Below are 11,516 nucleotides of genomic sequence, written 5' to 3' on the forward strand. Positions count from 1 at the left end.
GGTGATATAAAGGATTTTTTATACTAAGAAGAAATAGATATCTTTTGGGAAGTGCAAAATGAACTGCGACAAATAATGTTAAATATGCTAAAATGAAGTCATTATCAGAATATAATAAGAACAGGCGATTATCAAGGAGTATACTATGAAAAAATTTATAACAGAACACCAGTCTTCGCACCTGGATCTGACGACGGAAGTCTCGGATATCCTGTATCGAGGCCATTCCGATTTTCAGGATATCGTCGTTGCCGATTCTAAGGAATTTGGCCGCATGCTGGTCTTGGATGGCGTCTTCCAGACGTCTATTAAAGATGAATTCATGTACCATGAAAGCATCGTCCATATCCCTATGTTCCTTCATCCCAATCCCAAACGGGTCCTCATCATCGGCGGCGGTGACGGCGGATCGGCCCGGGAAGCCGTCCGTCATCCTGAAGTCGAATCAGTGGCCATGGTCGATATCGATGGCAAAGTCATCGAATTATCGAAGCAATATTTCCCTGAAATTTCCAAGGCCATGCTGGAAGACAATCCGAAATTGACCGTCACTGTCGGCGACGGCATCGCCTTCATGCGGCAAGCCGAAAATTACTACGACGTCATCATCGTCGACTGCTCCGACCCGGTCGGTCCTGGAGAAGGCCTTTTCACCTACGACTTTTATAAAGACACCTTTAAGGCCTTGAAAGACGACGGGATTTTTGTCCAGCAGACGGAATCGCCCTTTATGCATGGCAAGTTGGTAAAAGACGTCTTCGACTGCGTGTCGGATATTTTCCCCATTGCCCGTCTGTATACGGCTTTCATTCCCCTCTATCCGTCGGGGATGCACTGCTTTACGATGGGGTCTAAAAAATACGATCCCCTGCAGTGGACGCCGAATCGCAAGCGTACCTTCCCGACGCGCTACTATAATGAAGGTATTCAGCAGAGCGCCTTTGTCCTGCCGAACTTCGTAAAGGATCTGCTGTACGGCAAGGCTGACCGCTAATCGGCTTTGTTCTCAGGCTATGCATTTCCGGTCTGCCATCTTTTGTGATTAAATGTAAAAAATACTTGACTTTGTCTTTGACTCATGGTAAGATTATCTACGTTGACGACGCTGATTCGGCGCCGTTACGGCAGATAATCTTATATGGCGGGTATGGTGAAGTGGTTAACACGGCGGATTGTGGCTCCGTTATGCTAGGGTTCGAATCCCTATACTCGCCCCATAGGGGTATAGCCAAGTGGTAAGGCACCGGACTTTGACTCCGCTATGCGCTGGTTCGAATCCAGCTACCCCTGCCAGCCATGATTCATTAGCTCAGCTGGTAGAGCACCTGACTTTTAATCAGGGTGTCCCGAGTTCGAATCTCGGATGGATCACCAAAAAAGGCGTCGCACATCGTGCGGCGCCTTTTGTTTGTCTGCGAGGCCGTTGACAGGATTCAAGAGATGCAAAAAGCAGGACTGCAGTAGCAGTCCTGCTTTTTTGTACTTCCGTTTCTTATAAGAAGAATACGAAGGTGTTGATGATGAATAACGGAATGAGGATGGCAATGGACCAGCCCATGTAGCCAAAGAAGCTCGGCATTTTAATCTTATTTTCTTCAGCAATGGATTTTACCATGAAGTTCGGGGCATTGCCGATGTAGGTATTGGCACCCATGAAAACGGCACCGGCCGAGATGGCTTCCAACATGATTTGAGAAACCGTGCCGACGGAGGTTACGATGCCTTCGGTAGCGCCGAGAGCGCCGGCTGTCTGCAGGAATACCAGGTACGTCGGCGTATTGTCCAGGAAGGACGACAGGGCGCCGGTAGCCCAGAACATCTGCCAGGGATCGTTCATTCCCAGTTCAGCCCCATGGGCTTTGAGCAGGATCAGGGCAGGAATCATGGTGACGAAGATACCGATAAAGAGTTTAGCGACTTCGATGATAGGAGCATACGTAAATTCGTTGAGGTCTCGCGTCGATTTTTTCGTCGTCTTAATGGAGAAGAAGGCAGCGGCTAAGATGATGATAATTTCAGCCAGGGTTGCGTAGGGGAATACGATTTCATCGTAAATATGGATGCCGGCACCGTTAGCAAAGAAGGGGTGCATTTCCGGAAGGAGACCGTTGGCCAGAACGCCGATGATGATCATGGCGATAAAGATCAGATTATGAGCCCCTTCGAGGCGGATCGGTTCTTTACTGCCGGCGGCCATCGCGTCATGAGGCGAGCGGCCTTCTTTTATTTCCTTATTATAAAAATGCTTGTCCATTACGGCGAAGATGGCGAACATGATGACCAGGTTCAGGAGCAGGATCGGCAGGAGATGGAAGGTCCACGTAAAGGGAACGCCGCGCTGGAAGCCCATGAACAGCGGAGGATCGCCCAGGGGTGTCAGGCAGCCGCCCATGTTGGCGACGAGGAAGATAAAGAAGACCATGAGGTGGACTTTATTCTTGCGCCAGGCGTTGGCACGGATCATGGGACGGATGAGCAGCATGGCAGCACCGGTCGTGCCGATCCAGCTGGCAAGGGCTGTACCGATGAATAACAGCAGACAGTTGACCTTCGTCGTTCCAGCCAGGGTGCCGCGGACGGCGATGCCGCCGGCGACGACGAACAGCCCCAGGAGGAGAACGATGAAGGGGATGTAGTCAAGGAGGACCGATTCCAAAAGGCGGAACCATGACTCACCGATGCCATAAGCAACTGCAAAGGGAATAAGGAATAATAAAGACCAGGCAAATGCCACGCCAAGCATGTGTTTTTCCCACCACTCCGGCCGGACGAGGGGGACGATGGCGATGGATAGGAGCATCCCGGCAAAAGGAATGATGCTCCATACGGGTAAGGTCGCGCTTACGAGTTCGTGTGTCATAAAAACCACCTTTCTTAATCGTTACAAAAAAGTAAATTTATGTATGCTATAATTAACATTATATCATAAGAAAATGAAAGTTTATACTCTATTTTTACATTTTACACTGTCATTTAGGCTGAATTATTACTGGACTTTTAAATGTAAAGCGTTTTTTTCTAAATAATTTTTTTGCCAGGCAGGAATCTGCCGAGGGAGTGACGAATATATACTTAACGACAAGGCATTATAAGGAGGGATTCATATGAAGCAATATAATAACATCATCGTTCCGACCGACGGTTCGGTCAACTCGAAACGAGCTTTGGAACATGCCGTCGTCATTGCATCATCTTTGGGCGCTATGATTACGCTGGTCTATGTTGCCAACATTGTCTCGGTCATCTCTAACTTTGACCAGATTCCTAACGCCAGCGGTTATGTAACCGAACAGGTAGCACTGGACATGGAAGAAGAAGGGAAGGGCATCCTCGATGAGTTTGCCAAGGCCATTCCTCAAAACATCGAAGTCAAGAGCGTCTTTGAAGTCGGCTCGCCGGGTCCTGCCGTTCTGTCCGTAGCTAAGAAGTACAATGCCGATTTGATCGTCATGGGCAGCCGCGGTCTCGGACCGCTGAAAGGCTTATTCATGGGTTCAGTTAGTAGTTATGTCGTCACTCATTCGGTCTGCCCCGTATTAATCGTAAAATAAACGGTGACGCAATGCCTTACTGGCCTTGTCTTGCCGCAGGCTGGCTAAAGGGCTTACTGGGATATTTTCTTATTCCGGGAGGCCCTTTTTTTCGTGTTTTCAGGCGGGTGACCGGCAGGCTGCCTGGAATTTCGGAGGGAATTTTATTCTTCTTGGAATATGTAAAAATTTGGTAGTTGCCATAGGGAAAAGAGTAAATTTGTGATATACTGAATAGACAGGTGTGCTTTTGGGCCTGCCTGGAATATCACATTACCAACGGTCCCGGAGTGCCTCGTTCCGGGATGGGCGCCTGGGAGGCAAGTATGAGACGAAATACCAATGAATGGCTGGACCACAAGGTCGCTGACTGGGTTTCTAAAGGATGGATCACGGAAGAAGCCCGTGAAAAAATACGAAAATCTTACGGCAGGGATGAACAAAGGACTTCTCTTTTGGCACCCCTGCCTTTATATGCGTTTTTATCGGCACTGGGATTTGCTGCCGTCGTCATGGCCGTCATCTGGGGACTTTCCCAATTATGGTACTATGTATCGGTTCCGGCACGCATGACCTTAGCCTGCGTGCTGCTGCTGGTGACTCAGGCCGGCGTAGGCCTGGCTATGTTCCAGAAAAGGCAGGGATCGGTGGCAGCCGAAGGGATTGCCCTCATCCATTGTCTGGGGATTTTTGTCGTCCTGGCTATGGCGGAACAGACGTTTTATATCGGCTGGGATGTGACGTCCTACGTCATTGCCTGTGCCATTCTTTGCCTGCCTGTCGTCTATTTTTTGTGCTCGGTGGCAGCCCTCGTCGTGTACGACTTGTCGCTCCTTTATTGGACGGCTTCCGGAGGTCCTTTGAATACCTTTGGGGGAACGGGCCTATTGTGGCTGCTCCTCCTTTTGGCCGTGCCTTTCTATAACACCTTGATTAACCTTCGGGATGAACGGCGGCTGGCTGTTTTTTCGTGGGTCATGACGGTCACCGTTTTCATTGCCTTCGGATTAGCCGCACGGACGACGGAATACATTCCCTTCCTGCTGCTCGGCAGCTTGGCCGTTACGATCATGATGGTCGGGTATTCCATTGACATCCACCAGTCTTGGGGCGTTCCCTTCCGCTGGTTCGGGAGATTTGCGGCAGTAGGCTCGCTCCTCATTTCCTGCCTGCCCTTTGCCTGGGATGGGATTGCCCAGGTCCAGAATTTCCATTGGACGACCGATTTGGTGACGGTCCTCCTCTTTATCCTTATGGCCGGCATGATGGCCAAAACGGTGAAGAAACGGTTGTGGGGCCCGGCCCTCTATCTGGTCATCCCCGTTATCCTGGCTTTTGAGACGATCCTCGTTCGATCGGCTCTTTATTCCTCGATTCCCTTGATTCTTTCGTCCCTGTATATCGTCGTCATCGGTGTCTATGAAACGGCACAGGGGTTTAAGCCTGATCACCAGGCTCATCTTAGATTTGGCATCGTCATTTTTATCAGCTTAGTCCTGGCCTTCGTGTTCGGCACGCATTTTTCGCCGCTGGCTCCGATTTTGGCCATTATCGTCTTGGCCTTGATCATCTTCCAGTTCCGGCGGATGCAGAAAGATAAAAAAACGGCAGCCCAGCGAGCTTCGCGACGGGCAAGACTTCATCATTCAACGGCCCGCGTCCGCAATGATGACGCCGTAGTCGCTGAAGAAAAGGCGCCTGAAGAAGAGCTGCCCGTTTGGTATTCACCGGAGGAAACGGAAAAGGACGAAATGGTGGAAGCTTGGATGAAAGACGTTCGTATTCCGTCGCTGGCTGAAATGGGGCTGGACGAATCGGGACTTTCGACGTCGTCTGAGGCTGATTCGGCTAAGTCCAGCTCCGTACCGACAGCAACCGCGGATTCACCGATGGTATTTACCCTGTCCGTCCCGGCTGATGATACGGGACATGACGCCGTGCCGCCGCGGCAGGTTGTCCGTGAAACGACGGAAGCCGTACCCCAACAGATGGCCCTTCCTCAGGAAAAGGCAAAAGAAAAGTCGCCGGCCGTCACGGAGTCGCCGTGGAGTCATATGAAACCGGAACCGAAACGCAAAAAACACTTTACCCAGTCACCATGGTCCCATCAAGGAGGCAAGTCGGAATGAAAATTTCACCGCCTTTGCAGGGCATACATCTTTCTTTTTCGCCGGAAGGCCGCCATCGCTGGATGGTCTTCGGGCTGGTCGTCTTGATTCAGTTTGCCGCCCTGGCCTATGTCGGCTGGCGCTGGCATAATATTTCTGTCGATGGGATTCCCTATCAGTGGCGTGCTGTGCCGCGGTTGGAAATTTCTACGTTTGGGACCGACTATGTTCGCGTCGTCTTCCCGGAAGATACGACGCAGTGGCTCGATGAAACGCCGCCTGAAGTCGGTCAACAGATTTATGTCGCCATCTCACGCGATGCATCGGGGCTCATGAAAGTGGAAGGGGCGTCGGCTTCTAAGCCCGATTCCGGCAGCGATTATATGCGGGCTGAGGTCGTCTCTTATGAAGATGGCCGCGTTCAGTTCCAGGTCGGATTTGACCGCTACCGCCTGTCGCCGGAAATGGCCGACGGCATCTACAGCCTTCGCACCGATGACAGTATTATCGCCAGCATCCGCATCAAGCGGGGAGAAGGCGTCATCGAAGGGATTTTTGTCAACGGCGTTCCCTTAGAACAGCTCAGCAATGCGGCTGTTATGGATAAAGCGCGGGCCGACAAGGCCGGACGCTCCCTGTTTGACAAGCCGCATCTCGTCGATTCCGGAATGGTACCGCCAAAAGAAGAATGACAGAAAGCGAGGAGTTTATGAGAGGGTATTCAAAGATTGCCAGACTAGCTATGAGCGTTATGCTGTTGGCTGCGTTCTTCCTTTTATCAGGGTTTCGGGCGCAGACCATCATTCATGACGATGGCAGTGAAACGCAGGACGTTTTGAAAGTATCGGCTACGGCAGAGGGGCAGCAGAGCCTGAAGGCCGATGCCGACGAGTTCCAAAAGCGCAATTATACCATTATGGATTATAGTAATGATAACGGCGAAGGCTTTCGGGCCATGAAGACCATTACCAATGATGGCGCTAGCCGCAGTTCCGTCGACCACATCGTCCATAAGACGCATGATGGTCTGTTTGCATCGACCTATTATATCAATTATAATTTCGATGCCAACAGCATTCAAAACCTTCGTCTGGGAGCGGCCATGCCGGAAAACGGCGTTGACCTAGAATACATGGTTTCTTTCCCGTCGGGAACGCAGGTCGTCAGCAACAGCACCAAGGCCGACGATCAGGCCAGTACCTATTTGTGGCAGCTGTCCGATTCGAATCCTTCGACGATAAGCCTGCAGGCGACGGTGTGGCATAAGCTCTTTATCTACATGGCCTTGTTCTTAATCGGACTGATCTTAATCATTGTCCTCATTATGGAACATCGCCGCAAAAGCGTCATCAGCTGGAAGCGGGCAGCCCAGATGCGCCGGTTTGAAATGATGCTCTTATGTGTCCCCATCGTCATCTTGGGATATATGGGCTATGAATATTATGTCGGTACCCACGTTACGACGGCGTCCCTCGATAAGGTGGCCGAACAGCAGCAGGAAGAACTGCTGGAAAATCGTGAAGAAGACCGCAAGATGCAGGAAGCCGACGCTCGGAAACAGCGCAGCGGGGAATTGGCAGCGGCCCGCATTCGCAGCAAGGCCAATGAGATCTCCAACGAACTTCGCAGCTTAAAACAGCAGTACCGCAACGGGGCTGTCAGCGGCAGTTCGGCTCGTTCGCAGGCCCAGAGCTTAGCTCAACAGGCGCGGGATATGCTCAGTGGCAATAACGATTTGTCCCAGGCTGAACGGGAAGTACTGGAACAACTTATCAATAGTGTCGTATCGGACGCCGAATCGATCGGTGACTCCGCACCGGCACCGAGTCGGAGTACGACGAGGGAACGGCAGCGCAGCGATGCGTCTGAATCGGAAACAAAGAGCCGCAGCGAATCCCAGCGCGATGAAAAAGAATCGGATAGTGATACTCGCTCCGATAGTTCGAAGAGCCGCACATCTTCTGGACGTGAATCGTCTTCTGACAGCGATGCTGCCCAGTCGTCGGATAGAACTAATAAAGAATAGATATCTTTTGGCAAGTTTTTTCATTTAAAGTGTTTCCTATTTATCGAAAAGATGGTATGATAGAAACGTGATAATTGACATTACAGCATAGCTGTGCTGCTACTATTTAAGGAGGTTATACATATATGCATTGTGTAGAAGAAATTAAAAACGGTATCTATTGGGTGGGATGCAACGATTTCCGGACGGAATTGTTTGAACGGATCTTCCCCCTTCCTCAGGGTGTTACTTATAATACCTATTTCTTCGATGATGAAAAGACGTGCCTCATCGATGCCATGGATAAATCGTGCCGTGACGAATTTCTTGAAGATGTAGAATACTTGCTCAAAGGCCGCAAACTGGACTACTTCGTTATCCAGCACATGGAACCGGATCATGCCAGCTCGGCCCTGGCCCTGCTTGAAAAATACCCGGAAGCCAAGATCGTCGGCCAGCCGTCTACCTTTAAGCTTTTTGAACAGTTCTTCCGCCATCCCATGCCGGATCGCTACATGACCGTTAATGAAGGCGATCAGCTGAAATTGGGCAAGCACACCCTGCAGTTCATCAAAGCCCCCATGGTTCACTGGCCGGAAGTCATCATGACCTATGATGTAACGGATCACGTCCTGTTCAGTGCCGATGCCTTTGGTCACTTCGGTACCGTCGGCAACGTCTTTGCCGATCAGGCTGATTTTGAAGAAAATTACCTTGATGAAGCTCGCCGCTACTATGTCAATATCGTCGGAAAATATGGCCCGCAGGTCATGAACGTCCTTAAAAAAGCGTCCAAGCTCCCCATCGATGTCATTTGCCCGCTCCACGGCTTTGTCTTCCGTACGCCGGAAACGATTAAATATATCGTCGACAAACACCTGCATTGGGCTCAGTATGTACCGGAAAAGAAAGGCGTCGTCATCGCATTTTCTTCCATTTACGGCAATACGGAACGAGCTGCCTGCGTCCTAGCTAATAAATTGAGCCGCCGCGGTGTCCGCGATATCCGCATGTACGACGTTGCCAAAGTCCATCCGTCGTTCGTTACGGCTAAGGCTTGGGAATACAGCCACTTGATCTTGGCTGCGCCGACGTACAACTTGAACCTCTTCCTGCCCATGGAAAACTTCCTCCACGACTTGAAGACCCTCATGTTCCAGAAGCGTACCATCGGAATCGTTGCCTGCCACAGCTGGGCTTCGGCTGCGTATAAGACCATGGCCGATTACGTAGAAAATGAATTTAAATGCTGCGAAATCCTCGAACCGACGATGGATCTGAAGTCGTCGCTTCGTGACGATCAGGAATGCCTGATGGATGAATTAGCCGATAAAATGGCAGAAAGCATCGAACAGTATCCCGATCCGAACACCTTGATCTAACGGTCGATACATGAACTGCCTTCATGAAACAACGCTTTTGAGTCGATGTTTGACTCAAGCAGCTGTCCTTTTCGTGGGGGCAGCTTTTTTTCTTTGTCGATGCGAACATTTTTTCGAAAAATGGCGTCATCCGCCTTTTAGGACGGCAGTCCGATGTGGTATAATGGAAAAAATACGATAGGAGGTGGTACGATGATCATTCGTGACGACAGTGCCAAGAGCGGCGACAAGCACGAACAGGACAAGGCCCGCAGCAATGGGGAAGAACTCAAGATTGATTTGGGCCGGGACTTAACCGAAGATGAACAGAAGATATTTGAAAAACTGCGAGAAGGTTTGAATTTATAAGGGACAAGGGACTGCTTGAGAAAGCCCAGGCTTTCGTCGGGCAGTCTCTTTTAAACCTATAAAGGCTTTGCGGCTGCATAGGGAGGCGATGGAATCGTGGATTGGGAACGAATCGAACAAAAATTACATATCTTGAGCGACGCGGCAAAATATGACGTGTCCTGTTCATCGAGCGGCAGCCGTCGGGCCAATACCACAGGCGGCATTGGAAATGCGGTGGCCTGCGGGATTTGTCATACCTGGTCAGCCGACGGACGGTGTGTATCCCTTTTAAAAATCCTCATGACCAATCACTGTATCTATAACTGTGCCTACTGCGTCAACGCCGTAAGCCGCGAAGTCAAACGAGCCATCTTGACGCCGGAAGAAATTGCCGACGTGACCATTGCTTTTTACCGGCGCAACTATATCGAAGGGCTGTTTCTAAGCTCCGGTGTCTATCGCTCGCCGGACTATACGACGGAACTTTTGATCCGGACGGCGCGGATTTTACGGGAAGAAAAGAAGTTTAACGGCTACATCCATATGAAGGGCATTCCCGGGACGAATGCCACCTTGATCCGCCAACTCGGCCGTTACGTCGACCGCCTGAGCGTCAATATCGAACTGCCGTCGTCGTCGAGCCTGAAACTCTTGGCACCGCAGAAGACCAAGGAGAACATCCTCGTGCCCATGGGCCATATCCGCGATGGCATCGATCAGTGGCATGATGAAAAGAAACGCTATAAGAAGGCACCTTCCTTTGTGCCGGCCGGACAGACGACACAGCTCATCGTCGGGGCGACGCCCGACAGTGACCGGACGATTTTGCGCCTTAGCCAGGCCCTTTATGACAAGGTCGATATGAAGCGCGTCTATTACTCGGCCTATGTGCCGGCCGTGACTGGATCGAACCTGCCGGCCATCGTAAAGCCGCCCCTCCTGCGAGAACACCGCCTGTATCAGGCCGACTGGCTGATGCGGTTTTACCAGTTTAACGTCGAAGAAATCCTGACTGATGACGTCCCGAATTTCGATTTGGACCTCGATCCCAAGGCCTGCTGGGCCCTGCGCCATCCTGAAGTTTTTCCCCTTGAAGTCAACCGGGCTTCGTATCACGACCTGCTGCGCGTCCCCGGCATCGGCGTCCTGTCAGCCCGCCGCATCTGCGCTGCCCGCCGTCAGGCCTTCCTGTCTTATGACAGCCTGAAAAGGCTCGGCGTCGTATTGAAAAGGGCCCGGTATTTCATTACCTGTAAGGGGAAATACTACGGCCTTTCGACGGATCCGGCCTATGTCCGGCGGATGCTCTTATCGGGGCAGAAGCAGCCTTCGGCCTATGAGCCTATGAGTTTATTTTAGAGGCAAAGCTATGATTTATACTTACGATGGAAGTTTTTTCGGATACCTGTCGGCCGTCTTTGACGCCTGGCATGATGGCCTCGGCCAGGTGGAAGATATCTGTTTAGAAAGGGATGCGGCATCGCTTTTTTCAGCGCCGCATTTCGTTGCGACCGACGACAGCAAGGCCCGGCGCATCCTCGATGCACTCCTCATGCAGTGTGGTCCGAAGGCCTGCCACTATTTTTACTACGCCTTTTTGTCGGAGCCGAAACGAGGCGGGCTTACCTTACTGGGGTATTTGAGAAAGGCCTTTTATTATAAGCTGGCCTTCCTCGACCACCGCAGCGAGGCCGATATTTGGACGGTATGCCAATGGGCGAGAAAGACCGGCAACGAGCGCCATAAATTGCTGGGCCTGGCCCGTTTTCAGGAACTGTCGGACGGCATGCTGTACTGCCGGCTGAAGCCGACGTGCTGCGTCGTGCCGGTCATGGTCCCGCACTTTGTCCGCCGCCTTCCCGGCGAACGCTGGGTCCTCCATGACATAAGGCGGGGCTTTGGCGTTTACTACGATCGGGAAAAACCGATCATGGTTACCATTCCCGACGTACAGGCTGGGCCGGAATTGTCGGCCGATGAGCTGGCTATTGAACGGGCCTGGCAGAATTATTACCGTACGATTGCCATCCCGTCGCGGAAAAATGAGGCCCTGCGCCGCAGTTTTATGCCTAAAAAATATTGGCCCACACTCATTGAAATGAAGTGAAAAAAAGTATTTCTTTTTCCCGGCACTTGTTATATAATAGTAACATTGGATTGG

At 51.2% G+C, this 11,516-nt stretch carries 10 protein-coding genes and 3 tRNA genes; 12 read left to right on the forward strand and 1 reads right to left on the reverse strand.

Features of this window, described 5'->3' with window-relative positions; all coding sequences use genetic code 11:
- Positions 1–145: 145 nt before the first annotated feature.
- The 4 genes from speE (at position 146) to HMPREF3201_RS01605 (ending at position 1,374) form a co-directional block, all read left to right on the forward strand.
- Positions 146–994 (forward strand): polyamine aminopropyltransferase, encoded by an 849-nt coding sequence (gene speE / locus HMPREF3201_RS01590; protein WP_062411425.1) that lies wholly within the window; start codon positions 146–148, stop codon positions 992–994.
- A gap of 147 nt (positions 995–1,141) precedes the next feature.
- Positions 1,142–1,217, forward strand: a tRNA-His gene (locus tag HMPREF3201_RS01595).
- A gap of 1 nt (position 1,218) precedes the next feature.
- Positions 1,219–1,293 (forward strand) — tRNA-Gln (locus HMPREF3201_RS01600).
- A 5-nt stretch (positions 1,294–1,298) separates the two neighbouring features.
- Positions 1,299–1,374: transfer RNA gene (locus HMPREF3201_RS01605), tRNA-Lys, on the forward strand.
- Positions 1,375–1,492: 118 nt separating this feature from the next.
- Here HMPREF3201_RS01605 and HMPREF3201_RS01610 read toward each other — a convergent pair.
- Entirely contained in the window at positions 1,493–2,860 is a 1,368-nt protein-coding gene (locus tag HMPREF3201_RS01610) for a sodium:proton antiporter (RefSeq protein ID WP_082709371.1), read from the reverse strand.
- A gap of 244 nt (positions 2,861–3,104) precedes the next feature.
- On the opposite strand from HMPREF3201_RS01610, the gene HMPREF3201_RS01615 reads away from it, so the two are divergent.
- From HMPREF3201_RS01615 to HMPREF3201_RS01645, 8 genes are all read left to right on the forward strand, one after another.
- Entirely contained in the window at positions 3,105–3,551 is a 447-nt protein-coding gene (locus HMPREF3201_RS01615) for a universal stress protein (protein ID WP_044504734.1), read from the forward strand.
- 305 nt (positions 3,552–3,856) lie between these two features.
- A complete protein-coding gene (locus HMPREF3201_RS01620) occupies positions 3,857–5,659 on the forward strand; it encodes a DUF2157 domain-containing protein (protein ID WP_062411426.1) in 1,803 nt (600 codons plus the stop codon).
- Positions 5,656–6,330, forward strand: coding sequence for a hypothetical protein (locus HMPREF3201_RS01625; RefSeq protein WP_062411427.1), 675 nt, complete (start codon positions 5,656–5,658; stop codon positions 6,328–6,330). The genes HMPREF3201_RS01620 and HMPREF3201_RS01625 overlap by 4 nt, the downstream gene beginning before the upstream one ends.
- Positions 6,331–6,347: 17 nt before the next feature.
- On the forward strand, positions 6,348–7,664 hold the full coding sequence (locus HMPREF3201_RS01630; protein WP_172980535.1) for a hypothetical protein: 1,317 nt from the start codon (positions 6,348–6,350) through the stop codon (positions 7,662–7,664).
- Between the two features lie 125 nt (positions 7,665–7,789).
- Positions 7,790–9,025: an FprA family A-type flavoprotein gene (locus tag HMPREF3201_RS01635; RefSeq protein ID WP_062411429.1), complete on the forward strand. Its 1,236-nt coding sequence runs from the start codon at positions 7,790–7,792 to the stop codon at positions 9,023–9,025.
- 192 nt (positions 9,026–9,217) lie between these two features.
- Positions 9,218–9,373 carry a hypothetical protein gene (locus HMPREF3201_RS11835; protein ID WP_172980534.1) on the forward strand — a complete coding sequence of 52 codons (156 nt, stop codon included), beginning with the start codon at positions 9,218–9,220 and terminating at the stop codon, positions 9,371–9,373.
- Positions 9,374–9,469: 96 nt separating this feature from the next.
- Positions 9,470–10,714, forward strand: a complete 1,245-nt coding sequence (locus HMPREF3201_RS01640) for a putative DNA modification/repair radical SAM protein (protein ID WP_082709372.1) — start codon at positions 9,470–9,472, stop codon at positions 10,712–10,714.
- 10 nt (positions 10,715–10,724) lie between these two features.
- A complete protein-coding gene (locus HMPREF3201_RS01645) occupies positions 10,725–11,462 on the forward strand; it encodes a TIGR03915 family putative DNA repair protein (RefSeq protein ID WP_062411430.1) in 738 nt (245 codons plus the stop codon).
- Positions 11,463–11,516 lie beyond the last annotated feature (54 nt).

Origin of the sequence: Megasphaera sp. MJR8396C, from assembly GCF_001546855.1 — a bacterium.
GTDB lineage: Bacteria > Bacillota > Negativicutes > Veillonellales > Megasphaeraceae > Megasphaera.